The following is an 18,415-nucleotide window of genomic DNA, read 5'->3' on the forward strand; positions in this document are numbered from 1 at the left end:
CGACATGGAAGACATAAGTCTCCACCCGGCGCAAGATGCCGCGGCTGTTCTTTCCGACTCGAATACTGCCCTCAGCACGACGGGCCCGGCTCGGGTGATCCTCGGCGTGGATCCAGGCGCCTCGGGCGCGCTCGCGTTCTACCGGCCGGATCAGCCGGCCCGGATCGAGGTGTACGACGCGCCCATCGTCGACAAGCAGCTCGACGTGCCGGAGCTGGCGCGCCTGATCCGCGCGTCGGGCGCCACGGAGGCGATCGTCGAGCGCGTCTCGGCGATGCCCAAGCAAGGCGTCTCCTCGACCTTCAAGTTCGGCATGGCCTACGGGGCGGTGCTGGCCGCGGTGGCGGTGCTCGAGCTGCCGCTCCGCCAGGAGACCCCGGGTCGTTGGAAGCGGCATTTCCGGCTCGATTCCGACAAGGAGCGGGCGCGGGCGCTCGCGATCCAGACGTGGCCGAGCTCGGCCGACTTCCGTCTCAAGAAGCACCACGGCCGGGCCGAGGCCGCTCTGATCGCCCGCTTCGCCGCGGAGGTGGTGCGGTGAAGATCGGCTTCGCCTCGGCCCGGCTCGGCATGACCGAGACGCGCGTGGCGTTCTGGCTCGCAGCCGGGTGCGGCCTCGTCCTGGCCGACGGCGTATGGCTCCTGGAGGGGCCGCACCGCCTGCGTGGGCCGGGTCCGTGCCCGGCGCCGGTACCGGAGAAGCTCGCACGCGCGGCGATCGCGCGCGGCACGCGCTACCGCATGCCCGACGACCTGTTCGCGAGGGCGGCATGATCCCGGCCGGCCACACCGCCGTCATGGCGCAGCGCTGCGAGGCGCCCGACAGCCTCGACCTGTTCTGTACGCCCCCGTGGGCCACGCGCGCGCTCATCGAGAGCGTGCTGCGCCCGCGCCTGCTCTGCCGACGCTGGGAGAGCGCGTGGGATCCAGCCTGCGGCCTCGGCCATATGTCCGCGGTCCTGGAGGAGTACTTCGCCCCGGTCGTTGCGACCGACGTGTTCGAGCACGGCGGCGTGCGCACGCCGTGGCCGGCCGCCTGGCTGCGCGTCCAGGACTTCCTCGACGAGCAGGCCGAGACGCCCGTCGTCGACTGGATCGTCACGAACCCGCCGTTCAAGGTGGCAGACGCGTTCGTGCTGCGCGCGCTCGAGCTCGCCCAGGCCGGCGTCGCCATGCTGGTGCGCACCGCCTGGATCGAAGGCGCGGACCGGTACCAGCGGATCTTCAACGCCCACCCGCCGACCTTCGTCGCGCAATTCTGCGAGCGCGTGCCGATGGTGAAGGGCCGTTGGGATCCGACGGCCAGCACCGCCACGGCCTACGCCTGGGTGATCTGGACCGTCCGGCGCGGCTCGGCCGGACACGACCCGCGTGCGCGCTGCACGGATCTGATCTGGATTCCACCGGGCCAGAGGGATGCGCTGACCCGGCCAGACGACGCCATGCGGCTCGGCTTCCAGGCCGATGCCCCACTCCTCGCGTGCGTGGAGTAGCGGCATGGGTCAGCCCTCCCCCCAGTGGCTCGCCGAGCAGCAGCGCGCCGAGCAGGCCGTCATCGACCGCTTCGCCGACCTCGACCGCGTGATCGATCGCGTCGAGGCGCTGGTCCGGCGCGCCGACGAGACCGCCCGCGTACTCGCCGCCACCCCGAACTGCGACGGCACCCCGCGGCTCCAGGAAGCCAACGACCTTCGGCAGGTGCTGGAGATCGTGAAGCACCACCAGGCCAACCTCGACCGGGTGCACCTCCTCGAGGAGCCCAGCCGGCGCCCGAAGCCCGCCGCGCGCGCCGGGGGCCGGCCATGACGTGGTCCCCGCAGCAGGACGCGGCGCTCCTCGCCATCCGCGACTGGCACCGCGATTCCGACGACCAAGTGTTCTACCTCGGCGGTTACGCCGGCACGGGCAAGACGACGATCGCCAAGGAAGCGGCCGCCAGCGTCAGCGAGAACGCTCTCTTCGCAGCCTTCACCGGCAAGGCCGCCCTGGTGCTGCAGTCGAAGGGCTGCACCGGCGCGCAGACCATCCACTCGCTGATCTACAAGGCCTACGAGCACGAGGACATCGACGAGAAGACCGGCGAGATCCTGCGCGTCGAGTGGCGCTACGGGCTCAACCCGCTCTCCGAGGTGACCACGGCCGACCTCGTCGTGATCGACGAGTGCTCGATGGTGGGCGACCGGCTGGGCGAGGACCTGCTCTCCTTCGGCACGAAGGTCCTGGTGCTCGGCGATCCCGCACAGCTGCCGCCGGTGCGCGGCGAGGGTTTCTTCACCCGCGTCGAGCCCGACTTCATGCTCACCGAGATCCACCGGCAGGCGGCCGACAACCCGATCATCCGCATGTCGATGGACGTGCGTGAGGGGCGCCGGCTCAGCCGGGGCGGCTACGGCGACAGCCGGGTGATCGAGCTGCGCAGCCTCGGCCAGCGCATGGTCACGGGCGCCGACCAGGTTCTGGTCGGGCTCAACCGCACCCGGCGCACCGTGAACGCGAAGGTCCGGCACCTGCAGGGCCGCGACCCGAACCGGCCCGAGGTGGGCGACAGGCTGGTATGTCTGAAGAACGACCGGAATCGCGCGCTGCTCAACGGCGGCCTCTGGACCGTGTCCTCGATCGAGGATCGCGATGAGGGCTTCCTCGCCCTGGAGCTGGCCTCGATCGACGTGCGCCGCCTGACCGCCCGGGTGAAGGTCCACCGCCTGTTCTTCGACACCCGGGCCGACGAGATCCCCTGGGAGATCCGGAAGAAGAGCGACGAGTTCACCTACGGCTACGCGCTCACCGTCCACAAGGCGCAGGGCTCGCAGTGGGACAACGTCCTGCTCATCGATGAGAGCTCGACCTTCCGGGATAACAGATCCCGTCATCTTTATACTGGAATTACCCGCGCTGCAGAGCGCTTGACTGTAGCTGTGGCGTGAGAACGACGATGGGACGCGTCATTCACGGGCATTCGCCGGAAGGTCGACCTTCACCGGAGTACCGCGCCTACGCGGCGATGAAGAACCGGTGCCTGAACAGGAACCAGGCCCGGTACAAGGACTATGGCGCGCGCGGCATCGGCATCTGCAGCCGATGGCTCCACGGCGATGGCGAGCTCACCGGCTTCCAGTGCTTCCTCGTCGACATGGGCACGAAGCCTAGCCCCGGTCACAGCCTCGAACGACGCCGCAACCAGGATGGGTACGGGCCTGACAACTGCGTCTGGGCAACCCGGACGGAACAGGCTCGGAACACGCGCGGGGGTCGGATCATCGACGTCTGCGATCACCCGATGCTGCTGGTCGAGGCTGTCGAGCGCTGGGGCGCCGTCTCTTACGACACGACGTCGATGCGGCTTCACCGCGGCTGGTCGGCGCACGATGCGCTCTTCGTACCGAAGGGAGGCAAGCCGGGGGACGCCGATCTGATGCTCTATGGCGTCAGTGCCGAGGTGACGGCATGAGCGCCGCCGAGATCTATGCCAGCTGCGCGCGGCTCCGGCAGGTGCACCTCGAGTGGTTCGCGGCCGCCGGCGTCTCGGGCTTCGCCCTGCTCGGCTACCTCGCGGACCCGGCCGCCGTCGGCGTCGCCGCCCACCACCTCGTCTGGCGCGGGCGCATCCCGTTCACGCTCGGCTTCGAGGTCCGGCAGGCCCGGGTGCAGTTCCTGCGCGGTAGCCGCTTCGTCTTCGCCGACGACAAGCGGGCCGATCCCGACGCGCTCGTGCCGGCCTTCGTGATCCCCGCGATCGAGGACGACGAGCTGCTCGACCTGGTTGCGTGGCATCCGAAGACGGGCCGGCTCGCGTCCCTGAACCGGCATGTCGGGGTCCTGATCGGTCCGGTCGCGCCCACAGTCGACGAGCCGCTGCTCGTCTTCCCGGACCCGCTCGCGTGGCTCGCCGTGTGCCGGCGCGGCGCGGTGATCGTGCACGAGAGCCTCGCCCGGCCCTTCCTGCTGGACCAGCCCGCGCTCCAGGCCGCGGACGTCGCGCACGGCGAATCCCTCCAGGCCATGCTCGCGAAGGTGCGCCTGCCGCGCATCGTCGTGCCCACGGACAGCATCGCGCGAGCAGCAGCATGACCAGCGTCACCCAGCTCTACGATGCGAAGCGGCTCCAGAAGCGTGCGAAGACGAACGGGGCGCACGCTCCGGACGACGACGGCGATGGGCCGGACGGCTCACGCCGTGTCATCCAGATCAAAGCCGCGGAGCAGCCGCGCGTCGTCGACGAGACGGAAACGGCGCTGATCGATATGGGCGCCCCGGTCTACGTGCGTGCCGGGCGCCTGGTGCAGCCCATCCTCGAGGAGACCTTGGCTTCGGGCGGGCGGGCGACCGTGGTCGGCCGCATCAAGGAGCTGTGCTCGGCCTCGCTCACAGACCTGCTCGGCCGCGCCGTGACCTTCAAGCGGTACTCGGAGCAGCGCCAGACGTGGATCAAGACCGACCCGCCGCGATGGGTGGCCGAGCACCTGCTCGCCCGCGCCGGGATGTGGACGTTTCCCAGGCTGTCGGGCGTCATCACCACGCCGACGCTGAGGCCTGACGGAAGCCTCCTGGACACCGCAGGGTACGACGAGGCGACCGGCCTCTTCGTCCTGCTCGATCCGGGTTTCCGCCTCCCCCACATACCGTCACGGCCGACCCGTGCCGACGCCGAGCGCGCCTTGGAGCTGCTCACCGACATCGTGTCAGGCTTTCCCTTCGTCGGCCCCGCAGACCGTTCCGTCGCTCTGTCGGGGATCCTCACGACCGTGCTGAGACCGGCACTGCCAGTCGTGCCCTTGCACGCGATCCGGGCCCACAGCCCCGGGACGGGCAAGAGCTATCTGGTCGACCTGTTCTCGGCGATCGCCGCCGGGCGGCCGTGCCCGGTGATCACGGCGGGGAAGACAGAGGAGGAGACCGAGAAGCGCCTCGGCGCCATGCTCCTCGACGGCGCGCCGCTGATCTCGATCGACAACGCCAACGGCGAACTCGGCGGCGACATGCTCTGCCAGATGACGGAGCGACCGCTGGTGCGGGTGCGCGTGCTCGGGCGGAGCGAATCCCCAGAGATCGAGTGCCGCTCGATGCCCTTCGCGACTGGCAACAAGCTCACGCTCGTCGGCGACATGACCCGACGGGCCGTGCTCTGCTCACTGGACGCCCAGGTCGAGCGCCCCGAGCTGCGAAACTTCGACTTCGATCCCGTCCTTCGCGCGATGGCCGATCGCGGGCGATACGTGGCTGCCGCGCTCACGATCCTGCTGGCCTACCGCGCTGCCAGTTCACCCCGGGTCTGCGGACCGCTTGGCTCCTACGGGGCTTGGTCGGCGACCGTTCGATCCGCCCTGATCTGGCTCGGCGAGGCCGATCCAACGGCCAGCATGGAAACGGCTCGGGCCGAGGACCCGAACCTCTCTCAGCAACGCGAGCTGTTCGAGCACTGGCAGGAACACCTCGACGAGGGGCGCTTCTACAGCGTCTCCGAGGTCGTGGCGGTCGCATGCGAGACGGACCAGTTCGACCAGCAGTACCGCAGGCCTCTGTTCCGCGATCTCCTGATGGTCCGCACCGGGGCCAGAGCGGCAACGCCGTCCACGGTCTCCATCGGGAAGTGGTTCAAGACCCTCAGCGGCCAGGTCATGGCCGGGCATCGGCTTGTGGACCATCCCGACGAGAAACGCGGCAATCGGTACGCCCTTATGCGGCTCCACGCGTCGGACGACGACGATGCCCGACAGACCGTGAGCCCGTGATCTGGGGGGGATTGGGGGGATTGGGGGGGTATTTTAAGCGCATGCGCAAACGTTCGGGTCATGTGTTCAGTGGTTCAATAATCCCCCCCAATCCCCCCAATCCCCCCCAAAGAACAGAAGATGGAGTCCTCCTAGTGGGAGCTTCGAAAGCGAATCCGACAGCGATCACGACGTCCGGGCGTGGGCGCTTCGTGTCTCGCGCTCTGGCTCAGGCCGAGGCAGACCAGGCGCTCCATTTCGCCGTTGCGATTGAGCGCCTTCGCGGCTGGCCGGTGCACGCGACCTACGTCGGCGAAACGGTGGTGCGGTACCAAGCTGAGAGCAGCGGCGATCAGGTCTTCGACCCTCGGGGCATCTTCACGTCCGAACGGTTCAGCAACATGGTCGTCGTCCCGCTGGTCAGGTTGCGCCGGGACTGGCCGTCGGACGCCCTACAGAACGGGCAGCTGCGGATCGGAACGAAATGCCTGGGCGAGGAAGGTATCGCTGAAGCCGGCCTCCTCGACGAAGCTGCCATCGAGCAGGCGACGGCTCTGCTGCAGTCGAATTCCGTCTACTTGGACCTCGTCCCGGAACGGCCTCAACCGCGCCTGCCGGCCAAAACGCTCGCGCTGTATTCCTGGAGCGGCTGCGCCGTCTACGCCGAGGCCCTGTCCCGTGTGACCGGACTTCCTGCCGCGACCATGATCCTGGACGGGCTTCTGGACGGCCACGATCTCACCGGCGACCGATTCCACGCCGTCGTCGTGCACCCTGACGGCTCGGTCGAGGACGTATGGGGTCGGCAGCCTGCAGAGCATGTGGCCCAGCGCTATGGCATGGCGCGCTGGCATTTCGACCCTGATGCGCACCGGGCCATGATCGGCGAAGCGATGCGGGTGCGTCCTTCCGCAGTGGACGATATCGCGCAGGCCGAAGCCGTGATCCTGCAACATCGAGATGCGAGCGCCGGGCAGCTTTCTACGCTGCGTCCCAACGCAGCCCCAACCCCACGACACCCTCAACACTGAGGACGTGATCGTCCCGGTCCAGTAGATCACCCAGGTACGAATGCAGGATCGCCCAGCAGGACCCGACCCGCCCGCATATCCGCCGCGCTACAGCCACCGGCAGGTGGTCGCCTGGATCATCTCGGGCCTCACCGACAAGCCCCCCTTGCCCGAGCTGGGGCCCGTCCCGTTCGATATGCGCATGCGGCGCCTGGTCGACCGGGAGATCCCGGACCGCGAGCATCGCGAGCAGCTGAAGGCCTGGTGCCGCGCGCAGATGGACGACGGGGCATTCCGCGAGACCTGCCGGCTGCGCGGCTGGAATCGGACGACGGCTCAGCGTCACGTGGACCTCGCCCTGGCCCACCTGTTCCTGGTGATGATCTACCAAGACCTGAACGAGCGGGTCGGCAATCCGTGATTGACAACTGTGCCAATCCGGTCCGACCCCCGCGGTGTTGCCCGTTTGTTTCGAAGCGGGACAGGCACAGGGGACCACCGTGACCGCGCCGGCCTCGTCGACGAGCACCACCCGAACCTTCGCCCCCGAGCGCCGGGCCGCGCCCGGCCGTCACGCCGGCGGCGCCCGCGCGAGCCGGGTCTACATGCTCCCGCCCGCGCAGAAGCCGAAGGCGCCGGGCAAGCGCCTCATGGACATCGAGGCGCTGCTGACCTGGGCCTTCCGCGAGGAGCTTCCGAAGCGCCGCGACGGCGACGACGGGATGCCCCGGGAGTACCGCTCGATCAGCCCGATGTTCGCGATGGCCGCGCTCGGGGGCCGGGTCGAGAACTTCAGCCGCGAGCCCGGCTTCCCGCTCGCCATGGGTGACCCCCATCCCGATGCCCTGATCGTCGAGGAGGCCGTGAAGGGGCTGGCCCGGTTCGCCGACCACCGCTTCGAGGGGTCGCTCGGGCTGCTCACCTATCTGCCGCAGGACCTGGACGAGCATACCGCGATGACGGCGGCCATGGGCCAGATCGTCGAGCTCGTCCGGATCAAGGCCCGCCTCGGCAGCCGCCCGACCTTTGCGGCCTCCCCGCTCCCGGCAGCGATCGTCGACAACCGCGGCCGCCCGCAGGTGATGATCATGCGCGGCACGAAGGAAGAGCCCTGCAGCGCGGAGGGCAAGGACCGGTACCCGCGCGGCGCCTACTGCCCGCTCCACTGGGACAACCCGACCTCGATCCTGATCGAGCGCGCGCAGTACGCGGCCTGGTGGGCGGGCATCGACCTCCTGGCGCACGAGCTCGCGGGCAAGCTCGAGACGATCGGCGTCCTGCCGCCGTCGGCGGCGCAGCGCCCCTGGACCGGCGAGGCCGACGCGGTCCTGCCGAAACGGGTCCTCGACAACCCTGAGAGCCGCCGTCGGCTGCGGGAGATGCGGGAGGACCGCTGCGTCGATTACCTGCTCCGCCATCGTCGCCGGTCGACCAGACGCAAGGCGTCCGCCCGGCCGGCCCAGGCCGCTCCTGTTGCCGTCGGCCAGACCGGGGCTTGACTGCGGTTTGTCGCTTGACTAGACCGGATGACGCAGAAATGTAGCAACGGCCCCGGCGGACACCCGCACGGGGCCGTTCTCGTTTCCGGACGACCAACGTTCGGGGGAGGCGGCCATGTAACTCGGCGCGCCCTTCCCGACGCTTCCACTCTTCGACCGATAGCGGCCTCACACGCGGAGCCCGAGCCATGTGCGCGCTTGGGTCGGCATGCCGCATGTTTTCCGAACCTCACCGACGGCCTTCGTGCCGAATGGCCGCTCTCGCGGGCGGCCGACGATAGAGCCTTCACCGCCTGCCCATCAGCGGCAGTCCGGCCGGCGCATCGTCATCTATCCCGGAAGGGCGCGTGCCGGCGCGTTACCCGGCCCCTATCTCTCAGCAGGCGCGCCTGTGATCTGCTAAGGTCTGCCCCAATGTCGGACGCACCGTTGTGACGGATCGCGAGGTGGCAGAGCGCGTCGCCGCGCTCGTCGGGCTCGCCGACAATCTCCGGATGCCCGGACACCGGCGCTCGGCCGAGGAGTGCATGGCCGCCCAGGACGAGATCCGGTCCGGCCTTCGCCGCCTCCATCGCGAGCTTACCGGCCAGGACCTGCCCCGCTCCGCGCGGCCCGCTCACGATACCGCCTCGCTGCGGCATACCGGCCTGCAGGTGCCCGCGGCGCTGATCCGCGACCGGGCGCGGCGACTGCGCGCCCGGGCCTGATCGGCTTCGTCCGGCCCGCATCATCACCAACCACCATCGGCCGATCGGCTGATGCGAGGCCCCCATAGGGGGCGGAGGCCCGACAGCCTGCTGGGGATCGTCGGGGACGTGCCGGAAGCTCGGGAGAGCGGTCAGCGCCTGCCGTAGTGGGCGGGGGACACGGGATCAACACGTCGGACGGAAGCTCTCGCATCACCCCATCGTCCGCAGGACCCGGCCAAACCGGGTCGGAACATTCCGGATCTATTCCCAACCCCGCTCCGGCGGGGTTTTTCTTTGGAAAGCGCCCATGCCCTCGAAGATGCCGACCGTCGCGGAGATGCACCGCGCGCGGGTGGATGCCGCCTGGAACGCGATCGCGCCGAAGCGCATCGCCGCCATCCGCTACCTCGCGGACGCGATCATGGTGCTCCACCCGACCAAGGGCTGGCGCCGGATCACGCACCGCCGCCTGGGCATCGCCTGATGACGGCCCGCCAGCGCTCCGCCCTCGTCGGCATGATGGACGCCATCCTGGCGGTCGATCAAGCCTCGGTCGGTATCCGCGCCCGCGCGCAGGATCTCCGCGACCGGCTCGACCAGCCGACTCCGTCGGCCATCATCCTGATCTTCCGGCGGCGCTGATGCGTGGGCTCATCCCTGAACTTGTCGTCGGTCTCGGCGCCGACGTCCGCACGCCGCTGGCGGAGCGCCTCGACGACGCCGAGCCGACCCAGGCCGAGCTCGCCGCTGCCTCGCAGGTCCGGAGCCTCGTCGAAGGCCTGCCTGCCGGCGGCAGCGTCGTCATCGTGCATTCGCCGACCGTCGTCGGCGCGTACCGCGAGCTGATCCAGGACCTGCGCGGTCCCGTGATCGCCGCGGCCACCAAGGTTTTCGCCGCGCCGGCGCTGCGGGACGAGCTGGCGCTCACCCGCAACCTGATGCTGCCGGTCGTGCGCGCTCCCCTCGTCGAGGAGCAGCGCCAGTATCGCCGCGCCCTCGCGCAGGCCTGGAGGCTGTGATGGTCGAGCGAGCGTCCTCCTACATCGCGCTGCTGCGCCGTCTGCTCGCCCGCCCCGAGGGCGGCGCGGTGCCGGAGCCGCGCCCGGCCGTCCACACCGGTTCCGTGCCGGGCCTCGTCATCCGCACCGGCCGCGTCCTCTCGCAGGGCGGCGACCGATGATCGAGGACCTGATGCTCGCCGGCGGCTTCGAGATCCCGGCCGCAGCCGCCGCAGCGCTGCCGATGGTCGTGTCGCCGCTCACCATGAAGGTGGTGCTGATGGCGCTCGTCATCCTGGTGCTGCTCGCGATCGGCGACACGGTCGCCCCGAAGAAGGGCCCGCGCCGATGAACGAGCTGCTGGCCACCATCCTGATCTGCGCCGCGACCACGGCCGTGCCGGACTGCTCTCGCGCGACCGCCGTCGACGTCATCACCGCGCCGGTGCCGTCCCTGTTCGCCTGCATGATGGCGGGCCAGCTCGCGCCGGCCCATCACCAGCTGCTTGGCGACGGCCGGTACCCGAAGGTCCGCTGCGGCGACCGCGCCCAGGTCGCGAGGCGCTGATGTTCCGGTCCTGGGTCTGGCGCGTAGCCCGTGCGCTCGCGCGACGGGTCGACCGGGCGAGGAGACGAAGCCTTACCGGCCGACCCGCGGCCCCATCCTCGGGTTGAGACCTGGGAGGGGCGGCCAGCCATAGCACACTGTATGCCACAGGCCTGTGAACGACTGGCCGTGAGCCTCGACATCGCGCATCGGCGCGAGCCCGCGGTGCTCCATCTCGCCATCGCCGTCGCGGCCTGACCCGGGGTCCAAACCCTCCGCGCATGTCGGTGTTTCCAAGGTCTTTTGAGATCTTGGAAATTCTGGACATCTGGCCGGACAACAGCGCGAAAAACGCAACAAACTGAGGGTCTTATGGTGGTCGTTGGCTCGCGCCGCGTGGGCCGCCAGCGGGCCCGGAATAAAGTCCAGGCCGATACTAAGGCTGCCAGCGCGACGCGGGCGCTCGGATACCTACGCGTCTCGACCGACGAGCAGGTTTCGAGCGGCCACGGCCTCGACACTCAGGAGAAGGCGGTCCGGGCGTTCGCGGAGAGTCAGGCCTACGAGCTCGTCGACGTGCTGACCGACGCCGGCGTGTCCGGCGCGACCCGGCCCGCCGATCGCCCTGCCTTCGGGCAGGCCCTGCAGCTCGCCGCGTCCGGCGCCTTCGACGTCCTGCTGGTCGCCAAGATCGACCGCCTGTCCCGCGACATCCGCCACGCGCTCACCACCGTGTCGGATCTGGCCGAGCAGCACGAGGTTGCCTTCCGGTCCGTCACGGAGTCGGTAATCGACACGTCGAACCCGATGGGCCGCACCTTCTTCGCGATCTTCGCCGGCATGGCGGAGAACGAGCGCTACGTCATCCGGGACCGCACCGCCGGCGGCCGCGTCGCCAAGGCGGGCAAGGGCGGCTTCGCCGGAGGCAAGGCGCCCTATGGCTACACCAAGGATCTGCAGGGCGGCCTACAGGTCGTTCCCGAGCAGGCCCGGATCGTCCAGCGCATCGTGAAAGAGCGGCGCCGGAAGAGCACGCTGCAGGCGATCACCGACGGCTTGAACGCCGACGGTGTGCCCTCGCCGAAGGGCGGGCAGTGGCGCGTCTCGACCGTCGCCTACATCACGGACAACCCGAAATATCGCGGCGTCGTCGAGTACCTGTTCCGCTGGAACGGGGCGGAGACGCACGTCGTCGCCGTCGGCAGTCACGAGCCGATCGTCCCGTAGGCCTCCGCCTCCGGAAACCGCCCTTAGCGGAACCAAAACGAAGCCCCGGGCACGGGCGCTCGCCACGTCCAAACCCGGGATTTCAGATGGAAAAGACGGACGCCACCCTGACGGTGCGGGTGAACGCGGAGGTGTTCCACGCCCTCAACGCGAAGCTCCGCGAAACGCTCGCGCTCATGCGCCAGCTGCCGGCGGCCGCCTCGGCCGCCTCCTCGGCGGTTCTGACCCGGGACGTCACGTTCGAGGGCCTCGAGGCCCTGCAGCGGGAGACGCGCCGCGCGCTCGACCGTCTACGGGCCATCGCAGAGGATCGTGTCCGGTCGCGGGGCGTGCAGGCGCAGAGTCGCGACGATCTGGCCGCCGAGGTGCGCAACTGCATCAACGCGGTCGGTGGCATACGCCGCCAGCTCGACGACACGCTCGAGAAGCTGCGCCAGCTCTGGCTGATCGCGCCGCAGATGATCGGCGAGGGCACGATCGCGGACCTCGAGCTGCAGGTGAAGCGCCTGGACATCGAGGAGCACGACGTCCTCGTGCTCCGCACGGCCAAGAAGCTGACCCAGGACGAGGCCGACGCCGCGGTCGACATGGTCGAGAGCATCGCCCGGCGCTCGGGCATCCGCTTCGTCACGCCGGTCGTGCTCGACGCCTGCAGCGACCTTTCGATCGAGCGGCCCGAGCCGCGCCTGCCGCACGAGGGCTGAGGTCTCCCCATGTTCACGAAGCACGCGACGCCGTACATGGGCGGGGCTCTCGCCGCCCTCGAGCGGGATGCGGGACGGGTCACCCTCTACAAGCCGGCCGCCGTCGGGCGCACGGTCGACCTGCTGCGCAGCCTCGAGCCGCCGGTGCCCGCCATGCAGCACCAGCGCCTGCGCGAGCCGCTGATCGTCACGCCCCAGATGAAGCGGGGTTGAGCCGGTGCTGCGCTCCGCCCTCGCCGCTTTCCTCGGCGCCGCCTTCGGCGCCCTGACCTATCACCCCGCGCTGGACCGCTTCCTCGACGTCTCGGCCGCGGTCGCTCCATTCTACGCCCTGCTCTTCGTGGCCACCGCGGCCGCGCTGCTGAGCCTCTTCGTCATGGCTTGCCGCGACCCCGTGAGAGTGGTCGTCACGACGCCCTTCGATGATGAGGACCTGGCCGCGTTCGCGCGCAAGGTTCGCGAGGAGCTGGCGCCGCTGCGCCGGCCGGGCGCCCGCTTCCGGATCCGGAGGTCCTGATGTCGAGCACCATCATCATCGGTAGCTGACGCCATGCCGGCGATTACGGTCCGCCTCGACGGCGTGATGGAGCGGTACGCCAAGCAGCTGCAGGCCATGGGCACGCAGGCGCCCGTCATCATGACGACGGCCCTGATGAGCGCCGCGCCACAGATGGAGCGGGCGCTCGAGGACGCCCTGACGCCGCAGACCGGCCTGCTCCCCGGCACGATCGCCCGGGCGGTGACCTACAAGGGCGGGGCCTTGTCCCTGACCTTCCGGACGCAGGGCGGCGACGTCCGCCTCAAGTTCTTCAAGCCGCATGAGACAGAGCCCGGCGTCTCCGCCGCGCCGCGCAACGCCCGCTCCACCTTCCCGGGCACGTTCATGCGGGCCGGCTGGTGGGCCAAGCGCCGCGTCGACAAGCCGGGCTGGAACGGCCAGGTCTTCCGCCGCGCTGGGGGCAAGACGAAGACCGGCAAGGCCCGGTTCACAACCGCCCGCTCCGACATGGCCATCCCCGACGAGATGGTGAAGGGCGCGTCCCTCGGGGCGTGGGAGCGGGGTCAGGCCGCGGTCCTGACCACCGTCGAGCATCGGATCATGGCCCTCCTCCCCTGACGGGGCCGGAGGGGCGGAAGTTGGCCCAGGATGGCCCGTGGCGGCCGGGAGCCGCCCAGGCCTCGCGGTGGCACGCAGCCCGCTGGCGGGCCTCCGCGGGGGCGCCAGGGGGACGGGGGAGGCCCCCCGGGGTTCATGGGTCCTTCCCCGCATACTGGCCCCCTGCGGGTCGGAGTTGCGGCACTTCTCCAGTCTGAGCCCGATGGGAAAGCCTAAAATTTAGGGGCTAAAGAGCCGAAAAACGGCGGCCTAAACCCCTGATATGACGGCATTTCACCGCGCGGGGACGGATTTTAGGGCCCTAAAGTCGGGCTAAAGAGCGGGCCTAAAAAGCGCCCCTAAAAAGCGGAGGCTCGCGGAGCGGGGAACGGCATGTCGAACCCCGACGCGATCGTCAGCAAGAGCGAGTTCGCCAAGCTCTGCGGCGTGGTCCCGGGTCGGGTCACCCAGTGGATCAACGAGGGGAAGATCTCCGGGGCCGCGCTCGTCGGCGAGGGGCGCTCGGCCCGGATCCGGGTCGAGGTGGCGCTTCGCCAGCTCAAGCTCCGCCGCGACGTCGGCCAGGCGCTCGCCAACGGCAGTGCGACCCGGCTCGACATACCCGTCGCCTTCGTGCCGGCCCGCGCGGCGATCGCCGCCGCCGGCGACGACGTCGGCGAGGACGACGACGGCGAGCCGGACCCTTACGGCGGCTGGGCGCCGGACGGCGCCAGCGACGACATCGACCGCAAGCTCAAGCGGGCGAAGCTCGAGGCGGCCGAGCGCGACAATCGCATCGCCGCCGCCAAGGAGGCCGCGGCCGAGGGCGTCTTCACCGAGACGGCGGCCGCGCGGTCGGAGATGGGCAAGATCGCCGGCCAGATGATGCGCATCTTCGAGGGTGCGCTGCCGGAGATCGCCACCGCGATCGCGGCCGAGTTCAAGATCGACGCGCGCGACGTCACCCATCACCTGAACGAGCAGTTCCGGAAGGTGCGGGAGCAGGCCGCCGCTGCGGCCGCCAAGGTCGCTGCGGCGATCCCGGAGACGATCGACGCCTCTGGGTAGGGCAAGCCTCCATGACGGTCCTGGCGAACGCGGCGCGCCTCGCCGCCGAGGCCATCGCGGCCGCGCTGAAGCCGCCCGCCAAGGTCGATTTTCTCGACTGGGCGGTGCGCAACATCGTCTTCACGAAGCGCGAGAGCCCCGAGCCCGGGCCCTACAACCCGGACCGGTTCTCGTATTTCAACGAGGTCCTGCGCGCGCTCTCGCCCTCCGATCCCTGCCGGATCGTGACGCTGGCGAAGTCAGCGCAGCTCGGCGGCACCGTGCTCGCCAACGTCTTCACCGGCGGGTCCATGGAAATGGACCCCGGCGACCTGATGTACGTCCACCCGACGGACAACAACGCCGAGCGCTGGTCCAAGATGAAGCTGACCCCGATGCTTCGGGGGACGCCGGCGCTGAAGGTCCTGTTCCCGGAGAAGAGCCGCGAGGGCGGCAACTCCACGCTCTACAAGGAACGCGCCGACGGCCTCGGCGCCATCCTGATCTCCGGCGCGAACTCACCCGCCTCGCTCTCGCAGGTGACGGTCCCGCGCCAGGTCCAGGACGATCTGGCCAAGTGGGAGACCAACTCCGCCGGCGACCCCGAGGTCCAGGCGGACAGCCGCTCGCGCGCCATCACCTTCGCGAAGATCTTCAAGATCTCCACGCCGCTGGTGATGCCGGGCTGCCGGATCACGAAGAGTTACGAGGCCGGCTCGCAGGAGCGGCTCTTCGTGCCCTGCCCGCACCCGGGCTGCGGGCACATGCAGAGCCTCGAGTGGGAGAACATGCAGGCGAACCTCGATCCGGAGGATCCGGAGCGGGCTTTCTTCACCTGCGTCGAGTGCGAGCAGCCCATCGAGGAGCACCATCGGGCCTGGATGCTGAAGCGCCACGAGTGGCGCGCCGCCAACCCGAAGATGAAGCGGATCCACCGCTCGTTCTACATCTGGTCGGCCTACAGCTTCCTCCAGTCCTGGAAGCAGGTCGCCTTCGAGTGGTTCAAGGCGAAGGGCGATCCGGAGGCCGAGCGGGCCTTCCTGAACGACACCGTCGGGCAGGCCTTCAAGAGCACCGGCGAGGCCCCGCCCTGGGAAGCGCTGCGCGATCGTGCCGCCGACGCGCCCTACGGACGCGGCGTCATTCCGCTCGGCGCCCTGCTGATCACCATGGGGCTCGACGTCCAGCAGGACCGCGTCGAGTGGCAGGTCGTCGGCTTCGGACGCAACGGCCAGCGCTGGGTGATCGATTACGACATCGTGCCCGGGCACGTCAGCGAGCCGGGCACCCGCGCGCGCCTGGACGCCCTGATGGGCAAGACCTGGCCGAACGGTGTCGGGCGGCGGCTGGGCATCGACCTCGCGGCGATCGACGGCAACGCCTACACCGAGGATGTCTGGGGCTGGGCCGGGCGCCACCCGGCCTCGCGCGTCATCATGGTGCGCGGCGCCAACCGCGACCACTCGCCGGTCCTCGAGCAGGTCCGCAAGGAACGCAACGCCGCCGGCAAGCCGCTGAAGTACCAGAAGCGGTTCTACAACTTCGGCTCGAGCGTCCTGAAAATGGCGCTCTACCGGAACCTGCTGAAACAGGATCCCGGCGAGCCCGGCTACGTCCACCTGCCGCAGGGCATGGAGGACGAGTTCTTCCGCCAGCTCACCGCCGAGCGCCGCGTCGCCGTGAAGAAGTTCGGCGTCGAGGTCTACCGGTGGGTGCCTGACCCCGGGCAGCGCAACGAGGCGCTCGACACGCACCTGCAGGCGGAGACGGCCGCGAACCGGCTCGGCCTGCGCAGCATGCCCGAGCGGCGCTGGCAGCGCCTGCAGGACGAGCGCGAAGCCCCGCTCGAGCCGGGCGAGGCCGTACCCGAAGAGCCCGCCCCGTCGCCCTCGCCCGATCCGGCGGCGGACACGTCGCCCGCCGCACCGCCCGATCCACCGCCACCCGCTGCCGAGGCTCGCCGTCCGCGGGGGCTCATGGCGCTCGCCCGACTGAACCGCAGGTAGCCATGACCAAACAGGCGATGCTCGACGAGGCGCGAGCCGCCTACCACCGCCTGCTGACCGGCGGGCGGGTCTCCCAGGCCCGAGGTCCGGACGGCCGCGAGGTCCGCTGGGACCGCATGCCGATCGCCGAGCTCCGGGCCTACATCAACCAGCTCGAGACGGAACTCGGCCTGCCGGTCACGCCCTGGACGGGGACGGCGCGGATCCCGGCCCGCCGGGTGATGTTCTAGTGGCCGACGTCCCGAAGATCCTCGGCCCGGACGGCGCGCCCGCACAGCGCGTGCTCGCTTCCGACACGGCCTATGAGGGGGCCTCGCGCCGCCACACCGATCTCGCCCGTTTCGCGCCGTACAACTACTCGGCGCAGAGCGCGATCTCCTACGACCGCGAGGCGCTGTCCTCGCGCATCCACGACATGGCCCGCAACGACGGCTGGGCCTCCGGCGGCGTCGCGCGGCTCGTCGATGCGATCATCGGCTCGGGCTGGCGCCTGTCATCGACGCCGAACGCCCGGACGCTGGGCATCACGCCCGACGAGGCCGCCGAGCTCGGCGAGATCTTCGAGGGGTACTGGCAGGACTACGCCACGGATCCCGATTGCTGGTGCGACGCCGGCCTGCGGCTCACGGTCGGCGGCCTGCTGGCACTGGCCTTCCGCCACTTCGTCTGGGACGGCGAGGCGCTCGGCACCCTGCTCTGGCTCGAGCGGGGAGGCCCGACAGCGACGGCGCTGCGCCTCATCGACCCGGACCGGCTCTCCACGCCGCCAGGCAAGATGGACAGCGAGGCCCTGCAGGACGGCGTCGAGCTCGGCGCGAACGCGGAACCGATCGCCTACCACATCCGGACTCGCCACCCCGGCGACCTGAAGGCGACCACCTCGCTCCTCGCCTGGGAGCGGATCGAGCGCTCGACCGCGTGGGGGCGCCGCAAGGTGCTCCACCACTACGAGCCGGAGCGGGCCGACCAGTACCGCGGCGTCTCGAAGTTCGCGCAGATCGTGAAGAAGCTGCGCATGCTCGGGCGCTACGACGAGGCCGAGGTCCAGGCCGCGGTGCTCAATGCGCTGCTCGCGGCCTTCATCGAGAGCCCCTACGACCACGCCGCCCTCGCCGACTCCATGAGCGGCGGCGACGACAAGCTCGACGACTATCAGACCTCCCGCCTCGCCTACTGGGACGCGGCGCCGGTCCAGATGCCCGGGGTGAAGCTGAACTTCCTCTTCCCCGGGGAGAAGATCAGCATGCCGGAGGCCGCCCGGCCGAACCCGGCCTTCGAGATGTTCGAGCGGGTCGCGCTGCGCAACGTCGCGACCGCGCTCGGCACCACGTACGAGCAGCTGTCCTCCGACTGGAGCCAGGTGAACTACTCGTCGGCGCGCGCCGCGCTGATCGAGGTCTGGCGCGGCTTCACCGCCCGCCAGGGGTTCTTCGGCACCGGCTTCCTGATGCCCTGGTACGCGGCCGTCCTCGAGGAGGGCGTCCAGACCGGGCGGATCAAGCTGCCGGCAAAGCTCGCCGACAAGCCGTTCCACCGCTTCAAGGCCGCCTACTGCGCGGGCCGCTGGATCGGCCCGGGCCGCGGCTGGGTCGATCCGCTCCGGGAGGCCGAGGCCGCCGCCGCGCGGATCAACAACGGCTTCTCGACCCTCGAGCGGGAATGCGCCGACCAGGGCCTCGACTGGCAGGAGGTCCTGCAGCAGCGCGCACGCGAGCGGAAGTACGCCGCCGCGCTCGGCCTGCCCGACGTGCACGCCCGGCCGCCAGGCCAGCCCAACCCGCAGGCCTCGGACGATCCCGACGAGGGCGAGGGCGAGGGCAAGAAGAAGAAGCGCGCCTGACGGGCGCGCCTCGTGACCGCCTCCCGCCGCTCGCCGAGATCCTGA

27 protein-coding genes are annotated in these 18,415 nt (G+C 70.1%); all 27 read left to right on the forward strand.

Annotation, left to right across the window (positions count from 1 at the left end):
• Positions 1-106: 106 nt before the first annotated feature.
• Complete coding sequence (locus MFF54_RS05985) at positions 107-541, forward strand: RuvC family protein (RefSeq protein WP_238301710.1); 435 nt, start codon at positions 107-109, stop codon at positions 539-541.
• Complete coding sequence (locus MFF54_RS05990; RefSeq protein ID WP_238301711.1) at positions 538-774, forward strand: hypothetical protein; 237 nt, start codon at positions 538-540, stop codon at positions 772-774. The genes MFF54_RS05985 and MFF54_RS05990 overlap by 4 nt, the downstream gene beginning before the upstream one ends.
• The gene (locus tag MFF54_RS05995; protein WP_238301712.1) at positions 771-1,493 is read left to right on the forward strand and encodes an SAM-dependent DNA methyltransferase; all 723 of its coding nucleotides are present in this window, start codon (positions 771-773) and stop codon (positions 1,491-1,493) included. Before MFF54_RS05990 ends, MFF54_RS05995 begins: the two co-directional genes overlap by 4 nt.
• 4 nt (positions 1,494-1,497) lie before the next feature.
• Complete coding sequence (locus MFF54_RS06000; protein WP_238301713.1) at positions 1,498-1,806, forward strand: hypothetical protein; 309 nt, start codon at positions 1,498-1,500, stop codon at positions 1,804-1,806.
• Entirely contained in the window at positions 1,803-2,924 is a 1,122-nt protein-coding gene (locus MFF54_RS06005) for an ATP-dependent DNA helicase (RefSeq protein WP_238301714.1), read from the forward strand. The genes MFF54_RS06000 and MFF54_RS06005 overlap by 4 nt, the downstream gene beginning before the upstream one ends.
• Before the next feature lie 8 nt (positions 2,925-2,932).
• A complete protein-coding gene (locus tag MFF54_RS06010; RefSeq protein ID WP_238301715.1) occupies positions 2,933-3,448 on the forward strand; it encodes a hypothetical protein in 516 nt (171 codons plus the stop codon).
• On the forward strand, positions 3,445-4,068 hold the full coding sequence (locus MFF54_RS06015; RefSeq protein ID WP_238301716.1) for a hypothetical protein: 624 nt from the start codon (positions 3,445-3,447) through the stop codon (positions 4,066-4,068). Before MFF54_RS06010 ends, MFF54_RS06015 begins: the two co-directional genes overlap by 4 nt.
• On the forward strand, positions 4,065-5,729 hold the full coding sequence (locus tag MFF54_RS06020) for a hypothetical protein (RefSeq protein WP_238301717.1): 1,665 nt from the start codon (positions 4,065-4,067) through the stop codon (positions 5,727-5,729). Before MFF54_RS06015 ends, MFF54_RS06020 begins: the two co-directional genes overlap by 4 nt.
• Positions 5,730-6,001: 272 nt before the next feature.
• Positions 6,002-6,739, forward strand: a complete 738-nt coding sequence (locus MFF54_RS06025; RefSeq protein ID WP_238301718.1) for a hypothetical protein — start codon at positions 6,002-6,004, stop codon at positions 6,737-6,739.
• A 40-nt stretch (positions 6,740-6,779) separates the two neighbouring features.
• Entirely contained in the window at positions 6,780-7,139 is a 360-nt protein-coding gene (locus MFF54_RS06030) for a hypothetical protein (protein WP_238301719.1), read from the forward strand.
• Between the two features lie 79 nt (positions 7,140-7,218).
• Positions 7,219-8,217, forward strand: coding sequence for a hypothetical protein (locus MFF54_RS06035; RefSeq protein WP_238301720.1), 999 nt, complete (start codon positions 7,219-7,221; stop codon positions 8,215-8,217).
• Between the two features lie 446 nt (positions 8,218-8,663).
• Positions 8,664-8,924, forward strand: a complete 261-nt coding sequence (locus tag MFF54_RS06040; protein WP_238301721.1) for a hypothetical protein — start codon at positions 8,664-8,666, stop codon at positions 8,922-8,924.
• Between the two features lie 289 nt (positions 8,925-9,213).
• Positions 9,214-9,390 (forward strand): hypothetical protein, encoded by a 177-nt coding sequence (locus MFF54_RS06045; RefSeq protein WP_238301722.1) that lies wholly within the window; start codon positions 9,214-9,216, stop codon positions 9,388-9,390.
• Positions 9,390-9,548: a hypothetical protein gene (locus tag MFF54_RS06050; protein ID WP_238301723.1), complete on the forward strand. Its 159-nt coding sequence runs from the start codon at positions 9,390-9,392 to the stop codon at positions 9,546-9,548. The genes MFF54_RS06045 and MFF54_RS06050 overlap by 1 nt, the downstream gene beginning before the upstream one ends.
• Positions 9,548-9,925, forward strand: a complete 378-nt coding sequence (locus tag MFF54_RS06055; protein ID WP_238301724.1) for a hypothetical protein — start codon at positions 9,548-9,550, stop codon at positions 9,923-9,925. The genes MFF54_RS06050 and MFF54_RS06055 overlap by 1 nt, the downstream gene beginning before the upstream one ends.
• Positions 9,925-10,086 (forward strand): hypothetical protein, encoded by a 162-nt coding sequence (locus tag MFF54_RS06060; protein ID WP_238301725.1) that lies wholly within the window; start codon positions 9,925-9,927, stop codon positions 10,084-10,086. The genes MFF54_RS06055 and MFF54_RS06060 overlap by 1 nt, the downstream gene beginning before the upstream one ends.
• Positions 10,083-10,256 (forward strand): hypothetical protein, encoded by a 174-nt coding sequence (locus MFF54_RS06065; RefSeq protein ID WP_238301726.1) that lies wholly within the window; start codon positions 10,083-10,085, stop codon positions 10,254-10,256. Before MFF54_RS06060 ends, MFF54_RS06065 begins: the two co-directional genes overlap by 4 nt.
• On the forward strand, positions 10,253-10,471 hold the full coding sequence (locus tag MFF54_RS06070; protein ID WP_238301727.1) for a hypothetical protein: 219 nt from the start codon (positions 10,253-10,255) through the stop codon (positions 10,469-10,471). The genes MFF54_RS06065 and MFF54_RS06070 overlap by 4 nt, the downstream gene beginning before the upstream one ends.
• 351 nt (positions 10,472-10,822) lie before the next feature.
• Positions 10,823-11,677 carry a recombinase family protein gene (locus MFF54_RS06075; RefSeq protein ID WP_238301728.1) on the forward strand — a complete coding sequence of 285 codons (855 nt, stop codon included), beginning with the start codon at positions 10,823-10,825 and terminating at the stop codon, positions 11,675-11,677.
• An 86-nt stretch (positions 11,678-11,763) separates the two neighbouring features.
• A complete protein-coding gene (locus MFF54_RS06080; RefSeq protein WP_238301729.1) occupies positions 11,764-12,381 on the forward strand; it encodes a magnesium transporter CorA family protein in 618 nt (205 codons plus the stop codon).
• A 9-nt stretch (positions 12,382-12,390) separates the two neighbouring features.
• Entirely contained in the window at positions 12,391-12,594 is a 204-nt protein-coding gene (locus MFF54_RS06085) for a hypothetical protein (protein ID WP_238301730.1), read from the forward strand.
• A gap of 4 nt (positions 12,595-12,598) precedes the next feature.
• Positions 12,599-12,898: a hypothetical protein gene (locus tag MFF54_RS06090; RefSeq protein ID WP_238301731.1), complete on the forward strand. Its 300-nt coding sequence runs from the start codon at positions 12,599-12,601 to the stop codon at positions 12,896-12,898.
• A 33-nt stretch (positions 12,899-12,931) separates the two neighbouring features.
• The gene (locus tag MFF54_RS06095; protein WP_238301732.1) at positions 12,932-13,498 is read left to right on the forward strand and encodes a hypothetical protein; all 567 of its coding nucleotides are present in this window, start codon (positions 12,932-12,934) and stop codon (positions 13,496-13,498) included.
• A 372-nt stretch (positions 13,499-13,870) separates the two neighbouring features.
• Positions 13,871-14,545, forward strand: a complete 675-nt coding sequence (locus MFF54_RS06100; RefSeq protein WP_238301733.1) for a hypothetical protein — start codon at positions 13,871-13,873, stop codon at positions 14,543-14,545.
• A gap of 11 nt (positions 14,546-14,556) precedes the next feature.
• Complete coding sequence (locus MFF54_RS06105) at positions 14,557-16,530, forward strand: phage terminase large subunit family protein (RefSeq protein ID WP_238301734.1); 1,974 nt, start codon at positions 14,557-14,559, stop codon at positions 16,528-16,530.
• 2 nt (positions 16,531-16,532) lie between these two features.
• The gene (gpW, locus tag MFF54_RS06110; protein WP_238301735.1) at positions 16,533-16,760 is read left to right on the forward strand and encodes a gpW family head-tail joining protein; all 228 of its coding nucleotides are present in this window, start codon (positions 16,533-16,535) and stop codon (positions 16,758-16,760) included.
• Complete coding sequence (locus MFF54_RS06115) at positions 16,760-18,370, forward strand: phage portal protein (protein WP_238301736.1); 1,611 nt, start codon at positions 16,760-16,762, stop codon at positions 18,368-18,370. Before gpW ends, MFF54_RS06115 begins: the two co-directional genes overlap by 1 nt.
• Positions 18,371-18,415: the final 45 nt, after the last annotated feature.

It is taken from the genome of Methylobacterium gregans, from assembly GCF_022179245.1.
GTDB classification, from domain to species: domain Bacteria; phylum Pseudomonadota; class Alphaproteobacteria; order Rhizobiales; family Beijerinckiaceae; genus Methylobacterium; species Methylobacterium gregans.

Excerpts from the sequence above, each read along its gene's own strand:
- MFF54_RS05995 (WP_238301712.1), top strand. The coding sequence starts at position 771 with ATGATCCCGGCCGGCCACACCGCCGTCATGGCGCAGCGCTGCGAGGCG.
- MFF54_RS06000 (WP_238301713.1), top strand. The coding sequence starts at position 1,498 with ATGGGTCAGCCCTCCCCCCAGTGGCTCGCCGAGCAGCAGCGCGCCGAG.
- MFF54_RS06005 (WP_238301714.1), top strand. The coding sequence starts at position 1,803 with ATGACGTGGTCCCCGCAGCAGGACGCGGCGCTCCTCGCCATCCGCGAC.
- MFF54_RS06010 (WP_238301715.1), top strand. The coding sequence starts at position 2,933 with ATGGGACGCGTCATTCACGGGCATTCGCCGGAAGGTCGACCTTCACCG.
- MFF54_RS06015 (WP_238301716.1), top strand. The coding sequence starts at position 3,445 with ATGAGCGCCGCCGAGATCTATGCCAGCTGCGCGCGGCTCCGGCAGGTG.
- MFF54_RS06020 (WP_238301717.1), top strand. The coding sequence starts at position 4,065 with ATGACCAGCGTCACCCAGCTCTACGATGCGAAGCGGCTCCAGAAGCGT.
- MFF54_RS06030 (WP_238301719.1), top strand. The coding sequence starts at position 6,780 with ATGCAGGATCGCCCAGCAGGACCCGACCCGCCCGCATATCCGCCGCGC.
- MFF54_RS06045 (WP_238301722.1), top strand. The coding sequence starts at position 9,214 with ATGCCCTCGAAGATGCCGACCGTCGCGGAGATGCACCGCGCGCGGGTG.
- MFF54_RS06050 (WP_238301723.1), top strand. The coding sequence starts at position 9,390 with ATGACGGCCCGCCAGCGCTCCGCCCTCGTCGGCATGATGGACGCCATC.
- MFF54_RS06055 (WP_238301724.1), top strand. The coding sequence starts at position 9,548 with ATGCGTGGGCTCATCCCTGAACTTGTCGTCGGTCTCGGCGCCGACGTC.
- MFF54_RS06060 (WP_238301725.1), top strand. The coding sequence starts at position 9,925 with ATGGTCGAGCGAGCGTCCTCCTACATCGCGCTGCTGCGCCGTCTGCTC.
- MFF54_RS06065 (WP_238301726.1), top strand. The coding sequence starts at position 10,083 with ATGATCGAGGACCTGATGCTCGCCGGCGGCTTCGAGATCCCGGCCGCA.
- MFF54_RS06070 (WP_238301727.1), top strand. The coding sequence starts at position 10,253 with ATGAACGAGCTGCTGGCCACCATCCTGATCTGCGCCGCGACCACGGCC.
- MFF54_RS06075 (WP_238301728.1), top strand. The coding sequence starts at position 10,823 with ATGGTGGTCGTTGGCTCGCGCCGCGTGGGCCGCCAGCGGGCCCGGAAT.
- MFF54_RS06080 (WP_238301729.1), top strand. The coding sequence starts at position 11,764 with ATGGAAAAGACGGACGCCACCCTGACGGTGCGGGTGAACGCGGAGGTG.
- MFF54_RS06085 (WP_238301730.1), top strand. The coding sequence starts at position 12,391 with ATGTTCACGAAGCACGCGACGCCGTACATGGGCGGGGCTCTCGCCGCC.
- MFF54_RS06095 (WP_238301732.1), top strand. The coding sequence starts at position 12,932 with ATGCCGGCGATTACGGTCCGCCTCGACGGCGTGATGGAGCGGTACGCC.
- MFF54_RS06100 (WP_238301733.1), top strand. The coding sequence starts at position 13,871 with ATGTCGAACCCCGACGCGATCGTCAGCAAGAGCGAGTTCGCCAAGCTC.
- MFF54_RS06105 (WP_238301734.1), top strand. The coding sequence starts at position 14,557 with ATGACGGTCCTGGCGAACGCGGCGCGCCTCGCCGCCGAGGCCATCGCG.
- gpW (WP_238301735.1), top strand. The coding sequence starts at position 16,533 with ATGACCAAACAGGCGATGCTCGACGAGGCGCGAGCCGCCTACCACCGC.